The organism is Shewanella sp. ULN5, assembly GCF_030731885.1.
In the GTDB taxonomy this organism is placed as follows: Bacteria; Pseudomonadota; Gammaproteobacteria; order Enterobacterales; family Shewanellaceae; genus Shewanella; species Shewanella holmiensis.
On the sequence record NZ_JAPJEE010000006.1, the window covers coordinates 92,722 to 116,015 of the forward strand.

General features: G+C 42.7%; 18 protein-coding genes and 1 pseudogene. 9 read left to right on the forward strand and 10 right to left on the reverse strand.

The genetic code is table 11. The annotated features are described in order from the left end of the window. Window positions 1-11 precede the first annotated feature (11 nt). Window positions 12-854: a 23S rRNA (adenine(2030)-N(6))-methyltransferase RlmJ gene (locus ORI98_RS07870; protein ID WP_306134841.1), complete on the reverse strand. Its 843-nt coding sequence runs from the start codon at window positions 852-854 to the stop codon at window positions 12-14. Between the two features lie 133 nt (window positions 855-987). Between ORI98_RS07870 and ORI98_RS07875 the strand changes: the two genes are divergently transcribed. Next, window positions 988-1,746 carry a class I SAM-dependent methyltransferase gene (locus ORI98_RS07875; protein ID WP_306134842.1) on the forward strand — a complete coding sequence of 253 codons (759 nt, stop codon included), beginning with the start codon at window positions 988-990 and terminating at the stop codon, window positions 1,744-1,746. Between the two features lie 195 nt (window positions 1,747-1,941). Here ORI98_RS07875 and ORI98_RS07880 read toward each other — a convergent pair whose 3' ends face one another. The 6 genes from ORI98_RS07880 to ORI98_RS07905 all read right to left on the reverse strand — a co-directional run bounded on the left by ORI98_RS07880 (window position 1,942) and on the right by ORI98_RS07905 (window position 6,929). Continuing rightward, window positions 1,942-2,769, reverse strand: a complete 828-nt coding sequence (locus tag ORI98_RS07880; protein ID WP_306134926.1) for a heme ABC transporter ATP-binding protein — start codon at window positions 2,767-2,769, stop codon at window positions 1,942-1,944. A gap of 130 nt (window positions 2,770-2,899) precedes the next feature. After that, on the reverse strand, window positions 2,900-3,916 hold the full coding sequence (locus ORI98_RS07885) for an iron ABC transporter permease (protein ID WP_306134843.1): 1,017 nt from the start codon (window positions 3,914-3,916) through the stop codon (window positions 2,900-2,902). 65 nt (window positions 3,917-3,981) lie between these two features. Further along, window positions 3,982-4,884, reverse strand: coding sequence for a hemin ABC transporter substrate-binding protein (locus tag ORI98_RS07890; protein WP_306134844.1), 903 nt, complete (start codon window positions 4,882-4,884; stop codon window positions 3,982-3,984). 60 nt (window positions 4,885-4,944) lie between these two features. After that, window positions 4,945-5,367 carry a biopolymer transporter ExbD gene (locus ORI98_RS07895; RefSeq protein WP_261298290.1) on the reverse strand — a complete coding sequence of 141 codons (423 nt, stop codon included), beginning with the start codon at window positions 5,365-5,367 and terminating at the stop codon, window positions 4,945-4,947. Further along, window positions 5,364-6,143, reverse strand: a complete 780-nt coding sequence (locus ORI98_RS07900; RefSeq protein WP_306134845.1) for a MotA/TolQ/ExbB proton channel family protein — start codon at window positions 6,141-6,143, stop codon at window positions 5,364-5,366. The genes ORI98_RS07895 and ORI98_RS07900 overlap by 4 nt, the downstream gene beginning before the upstream one ends. Before the next feature lie 21 nt (window positions 6,144-6,164). Then, complete coding sequence (locus ORI98_RS07905; RefSeq protein ID WP_306134846.1) at window positions 6,165-6,929, reverse strand: energy transducer TonB; 765 nt, start codon at window positions 6,927-6,929, stop codon at window positions 6,165-6,167. A gap of 362 nt (window positions 6,930-7,291) precedes the next feature. Here ORI98_RS07905 and ORI98_RS07910 point away from each other — a divergent pair, with 362 nt between their 5' ends. From ORI98_RS07910 to ORI98_RS07930, 5 genes and pseudogenes are all read left to right on the forward strand, one after another. After that, window positions 7,292-9,328: a TonB-dependent hemoglobin/transferrin/lactoferrin family receptor gene (locus ORI98_RS07910; protein ID WP_306134847.1), complete on the forward strand. Its 2,037-nt coding sequence runs from the start codon at window positions 7,292-7,294 to the stop codon at window positions 9,326-9,328. 160 nt (window positions 9,329-9,488) lie between these two features. Continuing rightward, the gene (hutX, locus tag ORI98_RS07915; RefSeq protein WP_306134848.1) at window positions 9,489-9,998 is read left to right on the forward strand and encodes a heme utilization cystosolic carrier protein HutX; all 510 of its coding nucleotides are present in this window, start codon (window positions 9,489-9,491) and stop codon (window positions 9,996-9,998) included. Window positions 9,999-10,029: 31 nt separating this feature from the next. Next, on the forward strand, window positions 10,030-10,572 hold the full coding sequence (hutZ, locus tag ORI98_RS07920; protein ID WP_306134849.1) for a heme utilization protein HutZ: 543 nt from the start codon (window positions 10,030-10,032) through the stop codon (window positions 10,570-10,572). Between the two features lie 987 nt (window positions 10,573-11,559). Next, window positions 11,560-13,593: an EAL domain-containing protein gene (locus ORI98_RS07925; protein ID WP_306134850.1), complete on the forward strand. Its 2,034-nt coding sequence runs from the start codon at window positions 11,560-11,562 to the stop codon at window positions 13,591-13,593. Between the two features lie 106 nt (window positions 13,594-13,699). Then, window positions 13,700-14,187 (forward strand): annotated as a pseudogene (locus ORI98_RS07930) (MarR family winged helix-turn-helix transcriptional regulator). Window positions 14,188-14,237: 50 nt separating this feature from the next. Here the strand turns inward: ORI98_RS07930 and iadA are convergent. The 3 genes from iadA to ORI98_RS07945 form a co-directional block, all read right to left on the reverse strand. Next, window positions 14,238-15,401 (reverse strand): beta-aspartyl-peptidase, encoded by a 1,164-nt coding sequence (gene iadA, locus ORI98_RS07935; protein WP_306134851.1) that lies wholly within the window; start codon window positions 15,399-15,401, stop codon window positions 14,238-14,240. Window positions 15,402-15,409: 8 nt separating this feature from the next. Then, the gene (gene yfcC, locus ORI98_RS07940) at window positions 15,410-16,858 is read right to left on the reverse strand and encodes a putative basic amino acid antiporter YfcC (protein ID WP_306134852.1); all 1,449 of its coding nucleotides are present in this window, start codon (window positions 16,856-16,858) and stop codon (window positions 15,410-15,412) included. Between the two features lie 72 nt (window positions 16,859-16,930). Then, window positions 16,931-19,522, reverse strand: coding sequence for a TonB-dependent receptor (locus ORI98_RS07945; protein ID WP_306134853.1), 2,592 nt, complete (start codon window positions 19,520-19,522; stop codon window positions 16,931-16,933). Window positions 19,523-19,869: 347 nt separating this feature from the next. Here ORI98_RS07945 and ORI98_RS07950 point away from each other — a divergent pair, with 347 nt between their 5' ends. The 3 genes from ORI98_RS07950 to ORI98_RS07960 all read left to right on the forward strand — a co-directional run bounded on the left by ORI98_RS07950 (window position 19,870) and on the right by ORI98_RS07960 (window position 23,157). After that, a complete protein-coding gene (locus ORI98_RS07950) occupies window positions 19,870-21,597 on the forward strand; it encodes a cyanophycinase (protein ID WP_306134854.1) in 1,728 nt (575 codons plus the stop codon). A gap of 67 nt (window positions 21,598-21,664) precedes the next feature. Next, window positions 21,665-22,405, forward strand: a complete 741-nt coding sequence (locus ORI98_RS07955) for a PepSY domain-containing protein (RefSeq protein WP_306134855.1) — start codon at window positions 21,665-21,667, stop codon at window positions 22,403-22,405. Beyond that, the gene (locus ORI98_RS07960) at window positions 22,405-23,157 is read left to right on the forward strand and encodes a PepSY domain-containing protein (RefSeq protein WP_306134856.1); all 753 of its coding nucleotides are present in this window, start codon (window positions 22,405-22,407) and stop codon (window positions 23,155-23,157) included. Before ORI98_RS07955 ends, ORI98_RS07960 begins: the two co-directional genes overlap by 1 nt. Window positions 23,158-23,294: the final 137 nt, after the last annotated feature.

Sequence of the window (23,294 nt, forward strand, 5' to 3'; positions counted from 1 at the left end):
AATCATTATATCTATTCAGGCACTTCTTGCTTCACCACGGTTTTACCACCGCTATGGCCTAAACGGCGCTCTAGGTAGTTCAGCATTTCTTTAGCGGCAACATCTAATTGCCAAGGTGGATTAATAATCCATAACCCTGCAGCGGTCATGCCAAACTCATTACTATCAGGTTTAATCGCTTGCTCAACACGTAGCTGATTTTTAATGCCGCTGGTGGCCAGTATTTTCAACATAGATTCGGTTTGCGCTCTATCAACCACCGGATACCACAACATAAACACCCCAGTCGCAAAGCGTTTGTGCGCTTTAATAATCGCATGGGCCACATCTTGGTAGTCGGTTTTTATCTCATAGCTTGGGTCGATTAATATCACCCCACGGCGCTCAGGAGGTGGAACGGCGGCTATTAAACCTTGTAGCCCATCGCCTTTAATCACTCTAACTTGTTTATCTTGATCAAAATATTCTTCAAGTAATTCATGATCAGTACTGTGTAACTCATGGAGTACCATGCGGTCTTTAGGGCGTAATTCAGCATCAACAAAACTCGGTGAGCCCGGATAAACGGTGAGTTGATCGAACTCGCCATTAAAAATTTTTACCGCTTCAACATAGTCCGCTAACGCCGTCGGTAAATTGTTGGCATCCCATAATTTAGCTATGCCATCTAGGTACTCTCCGGTTTTTTGTGCAAACTCATCATTTAATGAGTAAGCCCCCGCTCCAGCATGGGTATCGATGTACACGTATGGCTTGTCTTTTTTCTGCATGGCTTTTAGCACTTGCAGCAACATTGAATGTTTAAGTACATCGGCATAATTGCCGGCATGATATCCGTGGCGGTAACTTAACATGAGATATTCCAAAAAGTGGCAGCGTTGACTGCAAGATAGCCGCATTATAAGTTTTCTTGCGGGTAAGGTATAGGTATTCACTGCGGTAGCGTTTTGGCATAATAGCGATATTGCCCTTTAAGTAGATAACACAGTGACCACGATTTATTTCAATCAACAATACCCAAGCCTTGTCGATATTTGCCAAAGATGGTCACTCCATTACGATCAAAATGCCCCTTTTGAGCTACGTTTTGAGCAAAACCAATTAACCCTACACAAACGGGATGAGCCAAAACTGGACGGTATCATAGTTGATTTTGTCACAGGTGCTGTCGCCCATAGGCGTAAATTTGGCGGGGGACGAGGGCAAACTATCGCTAAAGCAGTAGGGTTAAAACAAGGTGTATCGCCAACTGTGGTTGATGGCACTGCCGGTTTAGGGCGTGATGCATTTGTGTTAGCGAGTTTAGGTTGTAAGGTGATAATGGTTGAGCGGCATCCTGTCGTGGCTGCGTTATTAGAAGACGGCTTACGCCGAGCTTATGAAGATGCCGAAATTGGCCAGTGGATGAATGAACGAATGAGCCTGTTTCATGGTTCCAGCATTACCGCATTAGCAGATGCAGCCAAAGCCAGTGGCACTGAAATTGACGTAGTGTATCTTGACCCTATGTACCCACACCGTGAAAAATCGGCCTTAGTTAAAAAAGAAATGCGTGTGTTTCAAACCTTAGTTGGCGCAGACTTGGATGCCGATGGCCTGTTAGCACCAGCAATGCAATTAGCCACAAAACGCGTGGCAGTGAAGCGTCCTGACTATGCCGAAGATCTTGATGGCGCCAAACCCAGTATGGTTATCGCCAGTAAGAAAAATCGCTTTGATGTGTATGTTAAATCCGCAATGAAGTAATTCTATTTAAAGTGGTCTCTGAGGGTTGTCAAAAAAATTTTGAATAAGCATAGACGGTAGTGGAGTTTGCCATTCTTGTTGTGTTTTAGAATGCTGTTGAGCTAAAACGAATGCTCTTGGTATCTCGTGAAGCAGGGTCTCCATTCAGACGGTTCTCCCGGCTGAAGTCGATATGATGACACTATTTAACTAAAGCTAAAAAATCAGAGGCAGTTTATTGTTAGGGTCGATCACGAATGTGGGTTTGTAGTGCCAGACTTTTTCGATGATGTCAGCAGTTAATGCCTCGGCAGGTTTACCATCACTGACCACTTCACCTTGTTCTAAAACCACTAATCTATCTGCATATCGGCAGGCTTGATTTAAATCGTGCAGGACTACTATCACGCAATAGTTGTGCTTATGGGCTAATGTATGTGCTAATTCGAGTACTCTGTGCTGTTGGGCCAAATCTAACGCTGAAGTGGGCTCATCGAGTAATAAAATCGGTGTGCTTTCAGCTTGAGCCAATTGTGTTAGCACGCGGGCTAATTGCACTCGTTGCTTTTCACCGCCAGAAAGGGTGGGATAACTGCGGTATTTAAGTGCAGATAACGCAACCTGTTGCAACTGTTTATCAACTATCTCCAGCCCTTGCTGTTGGCTGATGGATAATGGGTATAAACCCATTTGTACCACTTCATGTACTTTAAACGGAAAGGTCAGCGACGCATGTTGCGGTAACACGGCTAATGACTTGGCTAATTCGGCTCGATTCCAGTTGTGTAGCGGTTTGCCTAGCATGGAGATGCTACCTGCTGACAGTTCAGTTTCTTGGCACAAGCTTTTCAATAACGTGGATTTCCCGGCGCCATTGGGGCCTAATAATGCAGTGACTTGGCCTGGCATAATCTCAAGATTGATATCATTTAATACTGGTTTTTTGCCAATATGCACCGAGAGGTTATTGATACTGACGACAGCATTTTCAGTTGCGGAACTTGAGGTCGAGCTCTCGGTCTCAGCAGACTTTTGTTCAGGCATAAAAGTCGCACTTTTTCCATCTGCAGGTGCTGATTCAAAAGGCTTTAAACCAGCAAGTGCTAAACCTGTTACTTGAGGTTCCGACGGATATGTTTTAAACATAGATTTACATTCAAGGTTTCTTAGCATGTTACACCAACTTATTACGTTGTTTGAGTAATAAAATGATAAAGAATGGTGCACCTAAAAGTGCCGTCACTAAACCAACAGGTAATTCAGAAGGGGCAACAATGGAGCGCGCACCAATATCGGCGACCACTAAAATTGCTGCGCCTAACATGGCGCTTAATGGCAGCAATAAACGGTGATCTGGGCCAATGATCATTCTGACTAAATGAGGTACGACTAACCCAATAAAGCCAATTATTCCCGTTGCAGCAACGGCAATACCCACTCCGATAGCACACAGTACAATCAGTTTAAGTTTGAGTTTATCGACATCCAGACCAAGATGACGAGCTTCGGCCTCACCAAGTAATAAAGCATTTAAGGCTTTGGCGCTTTGATTGAATTGCCAGCTGATTACCGCTAATGCAATTAAGCTTAAAATGACGTAATGCCACTGCGCGCCAGCCACTGAGCCCATCTGCCATAAAGTTAAGTCTCTTAACGCCATGTCATTGGCCATATAGGTCAATACGCCAATACCTGCTCCCGCAAGCGCGGCCACAGCAACGCCAGATAAAAGTAGTAGCACGACGGAAGTTCCACTCGGACTTGCGGCTAAACGATAAACAATTAAGGTCGTCGCAAGGCCAGCAACAAAGGCACTAAAAGCAACTAAGTATTCACCGCCATTAGGAAATAACACGATACAAATTGCCGCGCCCAATGCCGCGCCAGAAGAGACACCAATAATGCCAGGATCAGCTAGCGGGTTTCGAAATAACCCCTGCATCACTGCACCACATTGTGCCAGTGTGGCACCGACTGCTAAGGCTAAAATTGTCCGCGGCAAACGGACATTATTAATCACCAATTGCTCATGGGGAGCCACTGATGCCAACTCTTGACCTGCTGCCCAGTTCACCATGGCATTAAAGCTGGTGGACGGGCTAATTTGTAATGGTCCGATGCTGACAGACAATAGGCTTGTTATCACCAAACCAGTTAGTAAACAGGGCCAAAGCCAACGTTGATTTTCCATGTTAAATCCTAATAAAACGGATTGTTATAGTGAATGTCATCACCACTTTGATGGTCATGATGCTGCTATCGCTTTTTAATGCTAATAAAATCGCTAGCGAGGTCATCTGCAGCTGTGATGGCACTTAATCCTAAACCACCAATTAACGCTTGAGATGGCAGTTTTTTAATGTGTTGATGTTCACCAGCTGGGGTGTGCGCAAGCAATGGCATGGCTTTCAATAATTCAGCAACAGGGTCGCTTGATTCACTATCGCTGCGGTTTGAAATTAGAATCACATCGGGTTGTAGTGCTAAAATACCTTCCTGAGACACACTTTTATAACCGTCAAAACCAGCAATGTTTTGTCCGCCAGCGAGGTTAATAATGATGTCTGCAGCGGTATTGTTGCCGCCTACACGTGCAGGTCTATCAGGTTGTAATAGCAAAAATAACACCTTTGGCGCATTGCCTAGCTCTTTGAGTTTTTGCTGTTTTGAATCTAATTGATTAAAGGACAAATCAATTTTTTGTTTTAGCGCAGCCGCCTGAGATTCACGATTAAGTAACTTGCCCATTTGCTCAATGTTACTGACGAGCTCTGCTCTGGTATTGGCGCTGGGTAAAGAAACCACTTCAACTTTGGCATTGCTTAATACTTCAAGGGTAGTTTTAGGCCCCATGGCTTCGGAACCTAATAGGATCGTCGGCGATAAGGCTAAAATACCTTCCGCAGATAACATGCGGTGATACCCAAGTTTGGCAACGGAATTCAACTCTTCAGGGATTTGGCTTGTAGAATCTACACCCACTAATTCATTACTTGCATCCAGTGCTATCACTAACTCTGTAATGCCTGCGCCAGCACTGACTACGCGATTTTCTGCTATAGCACTTTGGCTTAATAGGGCACTTGAAAGCAGCATGCTTGCTGTCATCAAGCGCGTCAGTAATGAGTGTTTAGTATTGAACATTGATTGCTTAAGCATAATTAACTCCGAATTAATAAAATCGCTGGAACATTCCTAAGTGGATTGATAAAAGATGATTTAGGGTTCCATTAAAATTTGGGTATTAGTGATTTGTTGTCGCTGAAGTAATGCCAATACCGTCATTAATGGCTGAACAGGGGCATTTTTATCCGCAGCGACAACCACATTGATATCTGGTGAAGCATCCAAGACTTGGATGAATGCGGCTTCGAATTGGTCGAAATTGTCAAATTGCTTAGCATCTAATGCCCAATGGGGCGCATCAGTTAAAATATTGATTGAAATATGCTGTTTTTGAGACAAGCCCGTTAAGGTTGAGTCTGTTTCTGTTGGTACATCCACAGGCAATGTCAGCAATTGGCTATTGGCTGTGAGTAGTAAAAAAACCAACACAATAAAAATGATGTCGATAAGTGGGGTGAGATCAATTCCTACATTGAGCTGAGCTGAAGCCCCAGCTTGTCCGTCTGCGCTGATCATCTGTTTGACTCCGCTAACGTCGCAGTTGCTGCAATAGAGGCTGTTGCTTCTGTAGTGATATTAACTGCGTTTTGATTTAAAGCATTGCCTTTAAGACAAGGTGCATTGGCGCCACATGGGGTATCACAACCAATGTTTAATGCTTGATCAAAGCCGTCTAACCATAGGTTCATTTGGTTTAGGGCGTGGGCAATTCTGTTGCAACGTTTTTCGGCCCAAAGTGACAGTAAGTGCGCCATTGTGATGGCTGGCACGGCAATGATTAAACCTGCCGCCGTTGTATTCATCGCGAGCCCCAAGCCTTTTGCCAGTTGCGATGGGGTCACGGGGCCATCAGATAACCCTAGTTGACTAAACATTTCAATCAGACCAAGCACTGTACCTAAAAGACCAAGCAGAGGAGTGATAACACCAATAATCTGCAATACCTTAAGCCCAGATTGCAGCTTTTCTTTTTGCTTAAGTAACCATAAATTTAAGATTTCTTCGCGCATTGAACGAGGTTGGTCATATTGGGATAGCAAGAGTGCTGTGCCCTTGGCAAGCATGCTACGACCTTTGCTTAATAAGGTAATTAGCTGCTGCCTTTGTTCAGGAGTGGCGCTGCGAGTTTGTTGTCTTAACTCGGTTAGCCAAACATCCCGTTTTAATAGTTCATTACCTAATAAAGCGAGTCGCTCAAGGATGATCAATAAGGCTAAAAATGCACAGATAAATAGCGGCCAAGTTAAGTAACCTAACTGCTCTGACAGTTGTAGATATAATGGTTGAGACATGTTAATTCCCTATATTCAGGCTTAATGTAAAGCGAACTTCACAGGTACTCTGACGGTATAAGCTATCGCTGTTTGTGGCGATGGCGCGGCAAATTGCCATTGCTCAACAGCTTTAATAGCTGCAGCATCGAGTAGGCTGTAACCTGAACTATCGACGAGGGTAAGCGAGAGTTGCTCACCTATTTGATTAAACATGACTTCCACTGTCGCGGTGCCTTCAAAGCCACGTTTACGAGCCTTTTTAGGGTAATTGGGTTGTGCTGGTGGCGCTGCAAATGTTGGTTGTTGCAATGCAACTGTTTTTTGGGTGACTCCCTGTTTAGCGTCGACTTGCTGTTGATTGTGAGGCGCACTGGCATCTGTACTGGCAACTTCTGTTACTTCGGCAGGTGGTTGCACAGCTATTTCAGGTTCAGCTGTTTCTGCCCTAGAAGTTTCAGGATTAGAAATTGAGGATTTAGACAATGAGGGTTTAGCTTCTTCAATTTTGGTAATGACTTTTTCTGCTACAGGATTTTTAGGAGCAGCTTTAACCACAGGTTCAGGTTTAATTTCAGCTTTAGGCTGAGTAATGTGCTTTGGTTGTTTCAATTCTTCTACAGTGTTTTCGATAACTGTTGCTTGTGTGCTTGCTTGCATGGCAATCATGACACTGACAGCTTTATTTGAGCCCATTGCTGTACCTTCAGATAACTGAATCGATGGCTCACTATTTTGAGAGGCGAGTACCCCTCCTTGGATTAAAACTGTTAAACATCCGAAAGCAAAATATCGTTTAGGTGTCATCTGAAATATTCTTCTACAACATCAACGTGGTCAAATGTCGAACATATCTAAATGAAGCAATTAGTTAGCTTTGAACCTTTACATTATTTACAAAGCTATTAATAACAATTAGTTAGGTTCTTCCTTTATCTTTATTGGTTTAAATGTACAGTAAGCTGAATGAGATCGCAAATGATAATGATTTTCATTTGATCTAAATTTTGTTCTCAGGTAAAGTGCGACAAATAGTTCGTCAAAGATACACTTTGTGCTGATATTTTTGCTACTGCTTGGTGATTTACGAGTACTAATACCGCAGTGACTAGCACACCTAACTCTCTATGAACGGCAGAAAAGTCGCATTTACCATTAAGGATATAACAATGACCAAGAAGCCACTCGTTGTAGCAATGGCAATGGTTTTTAGTACCACCGCATTTGCACAAGAAAACCAAACCGTTACAGAGTTTGATGAAGTGCTTGTTACCGCTACCCGTATTAGCGAAAAAGTATCAGATTCCAGCCGCAGCGTGGCGGTGATCAGTGAAGAGAAGATGCAAGAGTCGCAGCCAGCTTCAGTCGCAGATGCATTAAAGAATGAGGCCAATATTAGCGTGACGAATGGCCCTCGCGCATCATCACAAGGCGTTGAAATTCGTGGTTTGAGTGGTCAACGTGTATTACAAACTATTGATGGTGCACGTCAAAATACCAATTCTGGTCACCGTGGTACTTATTTCATGGATCCTGAGTTACTTAGCTCTATCGAAGTCGTTCGTGGTCCAGCAAGTAGCTTATGGGGGAGTGGCGCAATTGGTGGCGTGGTCGCGCAAAACACCAAGTCTGCCCAAGATTTTTTAGAAGAAGGCGATAGGTTTGGTGGCTACATCAAGCAAGGTTTTGAAACCAATGGCGATAAGATCAAAACCAGCGGTACGCTTTACGGTTTAGCTGACAGCATTGATTGGTTGTTAAGTGGTAGCTACCACGACAGCAACAATATCAAAATGGGTAATGATCAAAGCCTTGAAAATAGCTCATCTGAAGCGACCAGTGGTTTAGCTAAAATCGGCTGGGAGCCAACGGACGATCAACGCCTGCAATTATCTGCTCGCTTTTCTGATACAGATGAATTAGTTCCAAGTAATCCATCGACCCATGTTGGCAGCTCAGTACCATTAGTGCAGCGTATTACTGAAGATCAAAACGTGACCTTAGATTACAGCCTAAACCCAACAGATAATCCGTTATTAGATTTAAATGCGACTGTGTATTGGAATAGCACCAATTACGATGAAGATCGTGTCACTAAAGATCAATTTGATAGCACTGAATTTGAAACCATTGGTTTTAGTGTCAATAACAGCTCTGCATTTGGCAACACTGTACTGACTTACGGTATTGATGGTTACCAAGATACGATTAATACCGTGCGTGATGACAAGGGTCAAACCGGTCAACGACCAGATGATATTGATGGTGAAACCACTGTTTGGGGGGCATTTACTAAAGCAGATATCAAGCTAACTGACACCCTTGCCTTAGATGTAGCAGTTCGTTACGACACCTTTGAAAATGAAAGCAACAACTTAGGTCTATCATCTGATGATAATGCCTTGACGCCTTCTGTTGGCCTAGTGTGGAGCACCACAGACTGGTTAACCTTAAGTGCTCGATATGATGAAGCATTCCGCGCACCAAGCATGGAAGAAATGTACTCAACAGGTACTCATTACTGTATTCCTTCAATTCCTGGTTTTTTACCTAACGGTCTGTGTAACACCTTCGAAATCAACCCAGATTTACAAGCTGAAAAAGCGCAAAACAAAGAGCTTAAAGCGGACATGCGTTTTGCTGATTTAGCTGGTGATGATGAGTTAGCGATTACCTTAAGTGTGTTCAGAAATGATGTTGATGACTTTATCGAGCAAAGTGTTTCTAACCCGCTATACGGTATTCCAGGCTTGGAACAAACCACCTCTTGGAACAATGTGGATGAAGCTAAACTTACGGGTTTTGAATTCAATACCCGTTACCGTTTCAAGCAAACTCGGGTGACATTTAACTACGGCCAAACCGAGGGTAAAGACAAGAATACTGATGAGTATTTATCAAATATTCCGGCTAAGAAAATGGGCATAGATTTATCGCAATCCATCATGGAAGGCGATATGAAATTGGGTACTCGTTTCACTTATGTTGCAGAGCAAGATGACTTGCCTGTAGTCAATCTTGAGCAATATGACGCTTACAAATTGTGGGATGTTTATGTGGCTTGGGAACCAGCAAAAGGCACATTTGAAGGGCTACGTGTCGACTTTGCAGTTGAAAATATCGGTGATGAGGAATATCGCCAAGCGTGGCAAACCTTGTATGAACAAGGCCGGAACTTCAAGTTGTCAGCGCGCTATTCATTTTAACCCCTTACCCGTTTAACGGTGAATAACACTGAGGTAAAAGGTTGCAGGCTTAATAGCTGTAACCTCATGACAAAAAAAGCCTCTCAAGCATTAATGTTTGAGCGGCTTTTGCGGTGTTAGTCAGTCGTATATTAGGGGTATCAATTATTGGAGATATTCCATGACAGTATCAGTCACGCAAATTCAGCAATACTTAAGCGATAATCCAGCATCGATGCCAGGTCAAGTGGCACAAGCGTTGTCCATCACAGAGCTTGAAGTGGTCACGGCATTACCGACAGATCAGCTAGCATTATTGCCATTAACAGCAAAAGATAACTTGTTAGCATCACTACCAGAGTGGGGCAATATGACCACGATTATCTCAGTATCTGGCAGTATTTTTGAATTTAAAGGTCACTTTCCAAAGGGTAAATATGCCCACGGTTACTACAACTTAATCACTAAAGGGGAAGGTTTACACGGTCATTTAAAACTAGATGACATTAGCGCTATTGCATTGATCAGCAAACCGTTTAGAGGCACAGAAAGCCACTCTATCAACTTCTTTGGCACACAGGGTGAAGTGGTTTTTAAAGTGTATTTAGGCCGCGATAAAAAGCGTGTGTTGCTTAGTGATCAAGTTGAGCGTTTTCAAGCACTCAAAGACAGCTGCACCGCAACGGCTTAACCGGTAAAAATTAAATAAAAGGAAATGTGTGATGTCGAACGAAAAAGAACAACGCTTACGCGAAAAGCTATTACCTGAAATTGAAGAATTTAAAGCTCAACGCTCCACTTTGCAGCTAGCAACACAAGATGCAGACGGCGTACCCAATGCCAGTTATGCACCTTTTGCCTTAGCTGATGATGGCTTTTATATTTTAGTCAGTGAGTTAGCCCGTCATGGCACTAATCTACAAGCCTCTGACAAGCTTTCAGTCATGTTGGTTGAAGATGAATCAGAATCTAAAAGTGTGTTCGCACGTAAGCGATTAACGTTTGATGCTACGGCTGAGGTTGTTGCAAGAGATAGCGACACATTCACTAAAGGTGTGGCTGCATTATCGGCTCGTTTTGGTGAAATGATTGATAACTTAGCTGCGTTAAAAGACTTCAACTTATTCAAACTCATCCCGCATCATGGCTTATACGTTAAAGGTTTTGGTCAGGCATTTAGCTTATCTGGTGCAGAACTATTAGATGTTGACTGGAAGCGTGATGGTCATCATGGCACAGCTAAACAGGTGACTGAACAAGCTTAAGATTTACCTTGTCCCCCCTTTGCGTATCAAAACATTGTTAGCTCTGGTTGATTTTGGTACTGATTAATTGAAGTGTGATAAGACATTAAAGTTGTTATGAACGTTAATGATGCGATAGTTTGATAAATTATCAGAGGGGCTATGTCATTTTTAGGTATTAAAGTTTGCTCATTGTTAAATACACTTTTACCCCAAAGTTTGGTGTCCTTTGAATGCAGGTTTAGCATTTTTTAAAATCAACGTCGTGGCGCTTCGCTCACACCAGACCAAAGGGGCAAAATGCACGCTTTTTTACAAAAGAAGCCCTTTGGAATCCCTCAGCGCCCCAGACGAAAAATGCTGAAAAGCGCATAATTTTCGATGGGGAACGATCCAGCTTTTAACCGAGTCTGTCGTCTGCTTCGGCCATTGTCACCTAATACTCAATCTCCTAACGCTTCCGATGGGCTCTGAAGTAAATGGATTTACAAATGTCACGATGGCAGGGATGCCAAAGAGTGACCGTGGCCCAACGAAAGCTAGCGTGGCATCCATGCCAAGCTCACAGCCTTTTTTCTATGACCTCAATTCAAATTGAGTCTGCAAGTTTCAAATTGTACTTTGTCGGCTTTTAATGTTTTTACTTTTAGCCATATAAAATATTCAATCGAAGAGGCGAAAATTTAGGGTATAAGCACGGCAGTGACCGTCCATGACATGGACGTCATGGCCGAGCTTTCAGGGACGAACTTGCAGCGTGTCACGGTTGTGCTTATACGATAGCCTGCTGCAGGCAATAGGTTAAATTGAAGTCACGGACTGACTTTATTTACCCAAGACAACTTGTTATTCATAATGTTAGGAATAATTTTTTTTCGTTTAAAAATGAGTCGCTAAAACTTGCCTAGCAATGATTTTTCGCTGACAAATGTTACAAGCTTGTTGTTGATTAATTGAGTTTCTGGAGTATTATCAAATAACCGCCTTAATGTATTAAAGGTGCTTTATTTGCCGCAAGCTTACTTTGCCCCTCGCCGCTGGTTTCACCATTTGGCTAGTTTGAATCAAACGCCTCTTATCTTATCGATGCGTGAGGGGTTTATTGCGTTAATTCCCTTTTTTGTTATCTCTTCTTTGGCCTTTATGTTGATAGGCTTACAGCCTCTTTGGCCTGGCTTTGAGGGTAAATCGACCGTTTTTGCGGTGCTAAACCAAAGCCATCGTTTGATTATGGCGATATCACCTTTAGCAATTGTGATTTCATTAAGCTACCACCTCTCAAAAAATTTACGCGTGAATACCATTGTGGGCAGTATTTTGGCGTGCTTATGCTTCATTACCCACAGTAATTACCTCATAAAAATGGAAGCGGGCTACATGCTTAGCTCTGTTTGGCCTAACTTTTATTCCATATTAATCCCGTTATTAGTGCCTTATATGGTGCGATTTTTCCGTCAATTTAAATGGTTGAAATTGGTTAAATCCACCATGGTCAGCTCATTTTTAATGAAGCACATTAACTTGGTTGTGCCCTTTATCCTGGTGTATTTAGCGTTATTTTTATTATTGCCAATACTGGATTTATTGATAGGTGATGCTGCGCAAGGGTTAGTGACGCTTGTCACCAGCTTATCTATTGAAGTTCAGGGCTTTTTGCGGATGATCATTATCCATTGCTTATGGTTTATTGGTATTCATGGTGACAATACCTACTTAAGTTTATTTTCCGATAACATCATGACACAGCCTTTTATCGCGGGTTTGTCGCTGAATAGTTTTTATAATCAATTTGTTATTGTTGGTGGCTCTGGGTGTTTGTTGTCGCTGATTATTGCCACTATGTGGCAAGGGCGCTCATTACAAGAGTTGGCCTTAATGAAGGTGTCGCTACCTTTTAACATTTTTAATTTTTGTGAGTTGATTGTTTACGCTTTACCAATTGTGTTTAATCCGGTTTATCTGATCCCATTTATCGTAGCGCCCTCTGTTAATTTTGTGATTTCGTATTGGGTGTTAAGTACTGGAATATTTGAGTTCTCATCGCAAGAAATTTCATGGATGACCCCCGTTTTGCTAAACAGTTGGTTGATCAGTGGCGATGTTAAAGTAGTACTTTATCAAGCGTTGTTAATTGTCTTGAACGTGTTTATTTATTTACCGTTTGTGCTGTTTTCGAGTCGGTTTGCCAATAATGCTAATTTAATTGAAAAACTCAGCTACAAGTTAAAATTTACAGAACTTCATCAACTTGATGCTGAAGCTCGTTATACCTCAAAGCAACAGGTGACGATTAACCGAACTGAAGAATTAAATGAGGTGTTAAACCATATTGATAATGGTCAATTGGTTTTACATTACCAACCTAAAGTGGATGTTAAGCTTAAAACTGTAATCGGCTTTGAGGCGCTTTTACGATTAAAGGAGCCCAGTGGCAAAGTATCTGGCCCCTGGTTTATGGATATTCTTGATTGCAATAACCTAGTACCCATGATTGATTTTTGGGTGATTAATAAAGTGAAACATGATCTGAGCTTATTGGCCTCACGCCAACAGTTGCCATTTTTTTCAATCAACATTCATCCTATGTCTTTACTAGAACCGAGTATTTTACAGGCTTTAGCCGAGCTGAATGCTAAGCATCCTGCGCAAATCCAAATAGAAGTATTAGAGGTGAGTTTTGATGACGAAAGCGAGCAAGCCTGGGCTAATTTGGCGCTGTTACAACAAAGTGGTTTTAGTGTGGCAATTGATGACTTTGGCCGTGGGTTTTCAAATATTTCAAGGTTAATCAAGTTATCACCTGACGATATTAAACTTGATCGTTCAATGCTATTGGCAACCAGCACTGCTGAGGGTTTGCTGTTATTTCAACATATGTCGGCACTATGTTCAGCTTTAGGTTATCGCCTAGTGGCAGAAGGGGTTGAAACAGAAGCTGAGTTAGCGATTGTTAAAGAGGCTGGAGTGCATTGTGTTCAAGGATGGTTATTTGCGAAGGCGATGCCAATTGAAGAGGCAATGGCATACCGGTTTCCAACATAATTAAATGTCGAAGGGCAAAAGTGTGGATGTTATTCGGGCGGTATGAGTAAAACTAGGCCGTAGGGCTGGTGCCGTTTATTTTATGATGTTTTATAAAAGTGTTGTGATGAAAAAATATGAAGAGCGATTAGTGTCTTTGCGCCAAGTGATCCGCGCAATTGATTTGTATTCGAAAAATTAAGTAAAGAAACAGGATTAACCAGCCCACAGTTATTGGTGTTGCAGGCTATTGCTGATCATGATGATGCTATGGTCAAAGAAGTAGCTGAAACCATTAATTTAAGCTCGGCCACCATTACCAGTATTTTAGATAGGCTTGAAAAGCGCCAACTGGTTACTCGTACTCGCTCTGTTACGGATAAACGCAAAGTGGGTATTCGCTTAACTGAACAGGGCAAAGACATTCTTAAAGACTCTCCCAAACCTTTACAAGCGCATTTCATTGCTCGTTTTGAGTCAATGGAGGATTGGGAGCAGTCACAAATGTTGGCCACCATGCAACGAATTTCAAGCATGATGGATGCAGAAGATCTTGATGCATCACCCGTATTAGAAGTGGGGCAAATACATCAGCAAGAGTATAAGCACGATTAGAGAGCGAACACTCATGTTAAGTTAGCGCTATATTACCGTTTTAATCATGATTAAAACGGTATGTTAAGACGCGATAGCCCCTCAGAAAAAACTAGCTTACCTTTACTGTATACCACTTCAATAGCCAATGTCTGCGCATTCAATAAATTAATATCGCCGTCCATATCAACAGCGACCCTGCCTTTGTGTCTTAGCCTTAATATGTTTGCCGGTGACTCAGTAATTGAGGCTAAAGCAAGCTCAATAGGCACGTTGAATAGCTTGACCGCATCCACCATAGCTTGATGTAGGCTACTGACGAGTCCCATTTGTAAATCAATCAAGTTACCTTTAGCATCAAATACTGGCAGGCTGGCATTACCATCTGAGCTCATGGTCAGTTGGCTAATGGGGGCATTTTTTTCTAGCGCTAATGCTAATGCTTGGGCGGCGGGAACTTCTCCTTGGGCAATAATTTGCGCTGTCGTGCTGGTGGTAAAATCAATAAAACCGCCCTTCAGGGCAAAATCAATTCCAGCCTCTAATAGTGATTTGCTACGGTTAATATGGGTTGGATAATATTGAGTGATCGGAATATCAAATTGGCTGATTACCTGTTCAAGTAACTCAAGTTTACTCGGCTCATCTCCCACGTGAATACTGACAATGCCCACTTTTCCAGCCAACATGCCAGCCACTCTCGCCTCAGATGTTAGGCGGGCCATTTCGTGTGAGGTGATTTGTGAGCTACGGTGATCGGCAATGGCCACTTCTCCGACACCAATAAACTTATCAATCAGCATAATGTCATGTTTTACCGACTGGGTAATGGTGACCATAGGCAAATGATAAGAGCCGGTATAGCAAAATACCGATAAGCCTTGCTCTTCCAACGCGTAGGCTTTGGCGAGAAGATTCTCTAAACTTCGGGTTTGAGCATCTGTCCCCAATACGCCTATCACAGTGGTTACGCCGCCTTTAATGGCATCGTTTATATGCATTTCAGGGGTGCGAGTCGTGTATCCACCTTCGCCACCGCCGCCAGTAATGTGTACCAGTGAGTCAACAAATCCAGGGGTTAATATTAGTCCTGATGCATCAATGACAGTTATGAATGAATTTGCACTGAGTTCAATAGTATCTTCAATGGCAAGAATTTTACCGCCGCCCAATAGAACATCTTTTTTACCCAAGTACATTGGGGCATAAACTTGTGCATTTTTAATTAATTGCATGAAAATCCTTAGCTAAAGTTGATGCTAACGGCAATGATAATAAATGTGATCGAAATGCTGACCAGTAACAACATAAAACGCCATATAAATTTAGCCCAAACAAACCAATCTATTTTAGTGACCCCAAGGCAACCAATTAGCGCGGCAGAGGTTGGGATGATTATGTTGGTTAATCCATCACCCAATTGAAACGCTAGCACAGCAATTTGACGGGGTAAGCCTAAAATATCAGACAAAGGCGCCATGATGGGCATAGTTAGCGCAGCTTGGCCTGAACCCGATGCGATGAAAAAGTTAAACACGGATTGAAATAAGTACATGAAAATCGCTGAAACGGTTTCAGGTAATTGCCCTAAAAAAAGACCGGTATAGTGCAGTAGGGTGTTTAATACTGACGGAGTATCTGCTTGATCGCCGCCTAATATAATCACAATACCTTTGGCCATACCGACAATCATCGCGGCGGGCAATAATTCTTGCGCGCCTTTTTTAAAGGCGTTAGCGACATCATTCACTTTAAGACGTTTACTGAGAATGGCGATCAAACCTATCGCACAACCTAAGGTAAAAAACTGGCTAGCCAATTCGGGAATATAATAGCCTCTGGCAATAACCCCCCAAATAACCCAAACAATACCTAGCATAAAAGTGGTCAGAATAAGGCCATCGGTTAAAGTGAACTTAACTTTTACCTGTGGCTCAGTTGAACTAATGTCTTCACTAAAGCAAGGGGATAATTGAGGATTTCGTTTTATTTTTTGAGCATAGTGCATAGTAAATGCGACACCAACAGAGGTGAAAATAAACCACATAATCACCCTAAACTCTAAGCCTGACATTAACGGAAGATCAACAATTCCCTGAGCTATTGCCACACTAAAAGGGTTCATCCAAGATGCGGCAAAACCAATTTGAGTCGCCACATAAGTGACTAACATGGTCACAATACCGTCGTAGCCTATGGCGCGCATTAATGGGAGTAGCACAATACAAAAGGCAATGGCTTCTTCGCCCATGCCAAATATCGCTCCGCCAGCGGAAAATAGTACAAATAGAATAGGAATAAAAGCCAGTTCAAACTTTTGGGTTTTAGCGATTAACGCCAAAATTCCATTATCAACTGCTTTAGTTTGCATGATGATGCCAAAGGCGCCGCCAGTAATAATGATAAACATCATTACCCCAATAGCTGATCCCCATTTGTCACCTGAAACCATGCCTTCAAAGGCAAAATTGAGGAAGCCGATTTCACCATGCTCGGCAAATAAAGGCACGCCCTGATAGTCATTGGCAAACTGAAAGCTCCCCGCAATTAATGCTGATTTATTGGTATCAGGATTGATAGCCACTTCAAAAAAACCTGCAGGGACAAAGTGGGTGGTAATTGCGGCAAATAATACAACAAAAAACAAGATGATGAAGGCATCTGGCATTTCTCGAGCGGTTTGTAACTTCATATTGTTATACTTTTTATTTTGGTGATAGAAAATGTAGGCCATGCTAAGCACAGCCTACAGGGCATATGTTTTTTAAAACTTAAAAGTATAACGTACATTCCAGCGGCGTCCGAGCCAATCATGTACTGAGCTGGCATAGCCATTAGTCGGTGAAGAAGCATAGGGCGGCTCTTCATCGGTTAGGTTGCGGACCGATAACAATACATTGTGATGTTCATTAAGTTCATAGCCAATACTGGCGCTAAAGGTTAACCAATCTTCAACGGTTTCATTATCAAACTTAAAATCACCGTCTCCCATCGAGCTAATGTAATGCCCGGAAAGACTGGCATTCCAGTGTTCTCGCTCCCAGTCTGCGCCTAAATCAATAACACGTTCAGGTCGCGCTGTTTCAGATGCGCCACTGAGTTTACCTAATAAATCCTCAACAGGACTACTTGGCGTTACCTGACGCTCAAATGAGAAAGTTTCAGTACCAGCGACATAGAACTTAAACTCACCTATTTTTTGGGTGTCCAAGCGATAATTAACATTATAATCCAAGCCATCAGTGCTTTGATTACCAACGTTAAAATAGCCTGTGCGTAAGAAGCTAATATCACCTTGGTTATCAACCACACAACCAAAATTGTCGCCTAACTCAGCAATACTGCCGACCACGTTTGCAGGATCTTTAATACAAGCATCCAAAGTGGTATTGGCATCAATATCAACAATGTCGTCATGCTCGTAGCGCCAGTAATCGACAGTTAATTGCAATTCATCGGTCGCATTCCAGGACATGCCCACGTTAATCGCTTGCGACTTTTCTGCTTCTAAGCCTTTATTGCCTAAGGTTTCTTGGTCAAACTCTAATTCGCCTAAATCGGCACCAGCTGTGCCACATAATGCGTTATAAGCTTCATCTGCACCGCAATTAATATATTGGCTGCCTAATGAAGTACCTGCCCCAAGTTGCGATAACGATGGCGCTCTAAACCCCGTGCTCCAAGATGCACGTAATACCAGCTCATCGATTGGGTTATAACGTAACGACACTTTAGGGTTTACATCACCACCAAAATCACTGTAATGGTCGTAACGTAAGGCTGCGATTAAGTCGAGAGATTCTGCTAATGGGAAGTTAAACTCACCATATGCAGCGTATTGAGTGCGATCTGCGGCGGCGTCGCTGGCGCCCAAGCCAATGATTTCATTATTAACGGCATTCACTGAAGGTTTATCAAAAATATCTTCTTTTCTGAACTCGCCACCAAATACTGAACTTACCATACCTGCAGGCAGTTCAAATAAGTCGCCAGCGAAGTTAAAATCGAGTGATAAAACTTCAGACTCACCCTGACGCACGCCAGGATCTCGTAATGCCGCTATTTGGGCTGAACTGCTATCTTGGCCTAAATTAAATGGATTAAAGCTATCGTTTGCCACCGCGGCATCTAGACGATTGGCATTCATGTATCCTGATACGTTTTTAATTTCATTGGTCGATTTACCGTAGCTCAGAGCCGACTCGACACTCCAATCGGCTATATCCCCTCTAATACCCGCTAACATACGGTAGCTTTGGGTGTCATATTCTTGAATTCGACGCTCGGGGAAACGCGTTCTTACAGTGATAAAATCACTCACACTGCCATCTAGCATATCGATATCTTGAACGTATTGAGGAACATTTACCGAATCACCGGCCACATAAGCCGTGTAACCAGCTGGAGCCTCATAGGATGAACCGTTATTTTGTTGAAACATACCTTCAGCAAAAAATTCTAAGCCACTATCAAGTCGATAGATATGATTCAAGGTGGCGCCTATGTTTTCATAGTCAGGTTGAATAGCGCGTTGAATCACGTAGTCATAGTTACAACGACTACCGCTTTTTTGAGTGTCGTCACCGCACCAATTTTCTGCATAGTCATTACCGTCAATTGACATACGCGTATTAGACTCATATGTCACATTAACCGGTCTATCACTGTTAAAAATTGGATTACGGGTAGCATAGTCAACCACAATGGTTGTATTACTATTAGTGGTTTCAAACCCGCCAGCATAGGTCAGATTGGTTTTACTGGCATCGTGGTCTGAAGTGTCATTACCATATTGTGCACTCAATTCATGGCCGACAAAATCTTTACGTAGGATAAAGTTAATTACCCCAGCTATAGCGTCAGAACCATAAATCGATGAGGCGCCATCGGTTAACACATCAATCCGTTCGATTGCAGTAAGCGGGATGGAGTTAACGTTCACAAATGAGTCTGAACCGTTTGAAAATGAATCCACTGCAACACGTCGACCATTGACTAATACTAGGGTAGAGCTTGAGCCTAGTCCTCGTAAACTGACCCCTGAAGCGCCAGCAGGAGCGCCATCAGCTCCTGCTACGCCGCCAGACTCAGAGAAAGTTCCAGCGCTTGATGCCTGGGGTAAATCACGTAAAAACTCACTGACAGATCCATAGCCTTTTTTGGCTATTTCATCTTGGCTAAAACTTTGTAAAGGGTTAGCCCCTTCCATATCGACGCCTTTAAGGCGTGATCCCGTCACTTCAACCCGTTCTACGGTCTGTTCTGGTTGTGATTTTTCTAATTCGTTGGCAACGGCTAAGGCAACAGGTGATAACGCCATGCCAAACACGGCGCATAAAAGTACTGAACTTCTCATGGTAAGCTCCCGATAAATCTCTAATTGTAATTTTTAGACGTGGCTACACTGCGCGTGAGTCAATACGCTTGGCATTAATAAATGTTTGCAGGCAGTACAACGTCAATCAAATGATTGAGAGGGGAGTAAGACGGCTAGACAAAACTCCACCAAACACTAACGTGTTCAGTAGGTTATTCGTCCCACCATTCAGACAGATACCAATTACGGAAGTGGTATCTTTGGAAAAGAGTTGCTGAAAATATCATGTTATAAAAAATAATCTTTTGTTGTTGATATGTTAAGAGGCTATCCGTAATATGATGCTTGAGTCAATACGTGGCAGACACTTTTTTTTGAGTGCAACCATGAAAATTATTTCTAGAATTAAATTATTTATATTTTTTAGCACTTTAGCTTTTTGCTTGTTATTGCAATTATTGTTTGTTGATAATGTATGGGCAAATCAAGACGTTTCACCAAAGCTAGAAAAACCATTATCACCTGGGTTTGATTTGATGTTAGTTGGGGGTGGCTTAAAAACCTGTAGCTCACTTTCACCTCATTCCTGCGTCGACAGCATCACTTTTTCACCTAATGCCAAATTATCAATCCAATATCACTTCAGCCTTGATTGGCTTGAGCGAGCACTTAATCATTTTAGCTTGCAAACATTATCTTTAAATCAAACTAACAATCTGCGCAAAGCCAGTCGAAAAGCAGCAAAAAGCAGCGTTAATTTAAACCAGTTAAAAGATGCTGTGTATCAGGTGGATAAGCATTTGTTGGATGAGTTAACCGATCAGCAATACTATGCTTTACTCGATTTATTAGAACAAGAACAACACTCTATAGATGGCCGCCCCTTGCAAGAACAGGTCAGGCTTGATGCCACAACCAAGCCTTATGGCCCGGCTATTTATCGACTATTTACCTTGCAGGCTTTACTAAAAAAACAGCAAAAAAATCCCGATGCGACACGCCCATTAATTGGTATTGTAACCGCTTCAGCCCGAGACCCGTTTGAGTCCATTTCTTTCTACACCAGTGCTTTTGAACAAGCTGGCGCTGATGTTATTTGGTTGCCCTTAGATGCGGCTTTGCAAGCCGGTATACATCATAATCAATGCGACAAATTGCCAATGTTGCGTCAGCAACTACAAGGCAATTTTGATAAAGCTCGGCTTTATCCTGATCACACACAATTACAACAACGTCTATGTGAGTCACCTGAAAAATTGTATGAGTTACTGGAAAGTATTGATGGCTTATTTTTAAACGGTGGCGATCAAAGTTTAACCTTAACGGCATGGTTAACGCCGGATAAAAAGCCGTCTAAAGCGTTAGCTGTGATTAAAAATCGCTTGGTCAATAAACAAATCGTGATTGGCGGGACGAGTGCGGGAACAGCTGTGATGACAGCGGCAAATATGATCACTGGCGGCACTAGTGACGGCGCAATTCAGCATGGTGTATTGAGTGCCACACCACCGAGTGAGCGATGCGAAATGAATCAGTGTGATGGGGATATACCCGCAACGGCAGTGACCTATCGTGCAGAGGGTGGCTTGGGGTTATTTCCTTTTGGGATAATGGATACGCATTTTTCTGAGCGGGATCGCCAAATAAGATTGTTAATGCTAACCGCCTCCACTGATAGTGAAATGGGATTTGGTGTGGATGAAAATACCGCACTGTTAGTCAATATTGCTGATAAACATCTGTCGGTTATTGGTGAGCATGGTGTGTGGGTTATCGAGCAAACTCAAGCCCGTAAAGATGATAATGGCAAATCGATATTTAAAGGGGTGTCTCATTATTTAACTTCAGGCAGCCAAGCCGATATTGATAACAAACAGCGTCTGGCTAATATTGAATTCGCCAATCGGGTGGTTTCAGTTAATATGGCTGCCAATTATCCAGCTTACCAACAGTGGGTTGTGCAAGCTTGCCGTGAGGGACGCTTATCGCGCAAACTTATCGATGATGTTGAACTTATCCTCCTCCCAAGCTCAACAACTGGGTGCCAATCAGTGCTAAACAATCAGCAAAGCTATCAAGGTATTAAGCTATTATTGCAGCAACAAGATGATTAATGATCACCTAGCTAAAACTGTTAAGGTAATAATATAAAAGTGTTTTAGCTCAAATACAGAGAAAGTCATGCATAAAACCGCAAGAACGCTTCATCAATGGTTGATGTTATTTTTAGGGCTGCAATTTGCGATATGGTCGGTCACGGGCGCTTATATGGTCTATGTGGATATCGATTTTATCCATGGCGATGATTTGGTTATCACCCCGCAATCTAAAGTGCAGCCCGCCCAGATGAATTATTCACTGCAACAGCTCATTCAAGCCTATCCCCATATTGACAAGATCAGTGTCGATACCTTGTTAGGTGAAACTGTTTATAGGCTGACCTTAGCGGATGGCGAGCCCACTAAAAAATTAGTCATTAGCGCTAATAGCGGCCAAGTGTTATCACCATTATCAGAGTTAACGGCCGTATCAGTTGCGCAATACTTTTACACGGGCAAGGGCGATGTAGCCGAGGTGACGCTGATTACCGACAACCCTCCTTTTGAGTTAAGCCCACGCCATTTACCCGCATGGCGAGTTAACTTTGATGATTTTGGATCCCCCTCGCTTTATGTGTCGGCACACACAGGCATCTTGGTGGGTAAGCGTCATGAGTTTTGGCGTTGGTTTGATTGGATGTTTAGGTTTCATATTATGGACTACAGTAGCGGTGAAGATATTGATAATGCATTGCTGTTTTGGGTCGCCTTGCTAGCCAGTGGTGGGGTACTGACTGGCATGGTGTTAGTGTATTTTAGGGTGATTAAAGGCCTGTTTTCACGCCGTAAAAAAAGCCGCGTTCAACGCGTGGGAGTTGCCTAATGCGTTGGATTAGAAAATTGCACAAATGGGCGTCGGTCATTGTCGGGATTCAGTTTGTGCTGTGGTTAGCCAGTGGCCTGTATTTCAATTTGATGGATCACACCAAAGCAGCAGGGCTAACCTATTTTAGTCAGGATATGGTGCAGCATCAGCTCGATGCGACTCAGTTGATTGAGCCTAAAGCCGTACTTGAACAACATAGTGATAGCGTGGCGCTAGATACGGTATTTTTATTGGCTAAGCCCTATTATTTACTTAGCCATCAGCAAGGCTTGTATGCGCATTCTTATCATGAATACACCTTAGTCGATGCCTATAGCGGTGAGGCGGTCACTCTTGATGAAGAGCTGGTAACAAGTTTAGCGCAAGCGTCATACACAGGTGAGGGCAAGGTAGCCGAACTCAAATTACTCACCCCACCGATTAGCGATTTTCCAAAACAACAAAACCCCACATGGCAGGTCAACTTTACTGACGACATCGATACTCAAGTGTATGTTGAGGCGCAATCTGGGCGAATAGTCGGCCACAGTGATCAGCATAAAAAGTTAGCCGATATCTTTTTTATGCTGCATTTTATGGATTATAACAACCAAGGCAGTTTCAATAATCTGCCTATGATGTTGATGGCTTTTTTCAGTGTGTGGTTAACCATGACCGGATGCTATTGGTGTATTGATTTACTCCGCAAAGGACAATATCGCCGCAAACGTCGTACTCGGTCAAAGCCCGCTGCGATAAAATTGTTATAGTTATTGCTAAATTAGGCATTTATCACACAATTACAACAATAAAAAAGTTATCATCAGCATGAATTTAGCGTTATGCTATTGCCCTTATCGACTTGTTTGTTAGCTGGGCTAACGACCAAAGTTGTTTTAGATTGAAA

Bases quoted from the DNA above. Each gene is read 5' to 3' on its own strand.
- ORI98_RS07960 (WP_306134856.1), top strand. From the start codon at position 22,405: ATGCGTTGGATTAGAAAATTGCACAAATGGGCGTCGGTCATTGTCGGG.
- ORI98_RS07895 (WP_261298290.1), bottom strand. From the start codon at position 5,367: ATGATCAGCGCAGACGGACAAGCTGGGGCTTCAGCTCAGCTCAATGTA.
- ORI98_RS07945 (WP_306134853.1), bottom strand. From the start codon at position 19,522: ATGAGAAGTTCAGTACTTTTATGCGCCGTGTTTGGCATGGCGTTATCA.
- ORI98_RS07870 (WP_306134841.1), bottom strand. From the start codon at position 854: ATGTTAAGTTACCGCCACGGATATCATGCCGGCAATTATGCCGATGTA.
- ORI98_RS07950 (WP_306134854.1), top strand. From the start codon at position 19,870: ATGAAAATTATTTCTAGAATTAAATTATTTATATTTTTTAGCACTTTA.
- hutZ (WP_306134849.1), top strand. From the start codon at position 10,030: ATGTCGAACGAAAAAGAACAACGCTTACGCGAAAAGCTATTACCTGAA.
- ORI98_RS07890 (WP_306134844.1), bottom strand. From the start codon at position 4,884: ATGCTTAAGCAATCAATGTTCAATACTAAACACTCATTACTGACGCGC.
- ORI98_RS07880 (WP_306134926.1), bottom strand. From the start codon at position 2,769: ATGCCTGAACAAAAGTCTGCTGAGACCGAGAGCTCGACCTCAAGTTCC.
- ORI98_RS07955 (WP_306134855.1), top strand. From the start codon at position 21,665: ATGCATAAAACCGCAAGAACGCTTCATCAATGGTTGATGTTATTTTTA.
- ORI98_RS07910 (WP_306134847.1), top strand. From the start codon at position 7,292: ATGACCAAGAAGCCACTCGTTGTAGCAATGGCAATGGTTTTTAGTACC.
- ORI98_RS07905 (WP_306134846.1), bottom strand. From the start codon at position 6,929: ATGACACCTAAACGATATTTTGCTTTCGGATGTTTAACAGTTTTAATC.
- yfcC (WP_306134852.1), bottom strand. From the start codon at position 16,858: ATGAAGTTACAAACCGCTCGAGAAATGCCAGATGCCTTCATCATCTTG.
- hutX (WP_306134848.1), top strand. From the start codon at position 9,489: ATGACAGTATCAGTCACGCAAATTCAGCAATACTTAAGCGATAATCCA.
- ORI98_RS07900 (WP_306134845.1), bottom strand. From the start codon at position 6,143: ATGTCTCAACCATTATATCTACAACTGTCAGAGCAGTTAGGTTACTTA.
- iadA (WP_306134851.1), bottom strand. From the start codon at position 15,401: ATGCAATTAATTAAAAATGCACAAGTTTATGCCCCAATGTACTTGGGT.
- ORI98_RS07885 (WP_306134843.1), bottom strand. From the start codon at position 3,916: ATGGAAAATCAACGTTGGCTTTGGCCCTGTTTACTAACTGGTTTGGTG.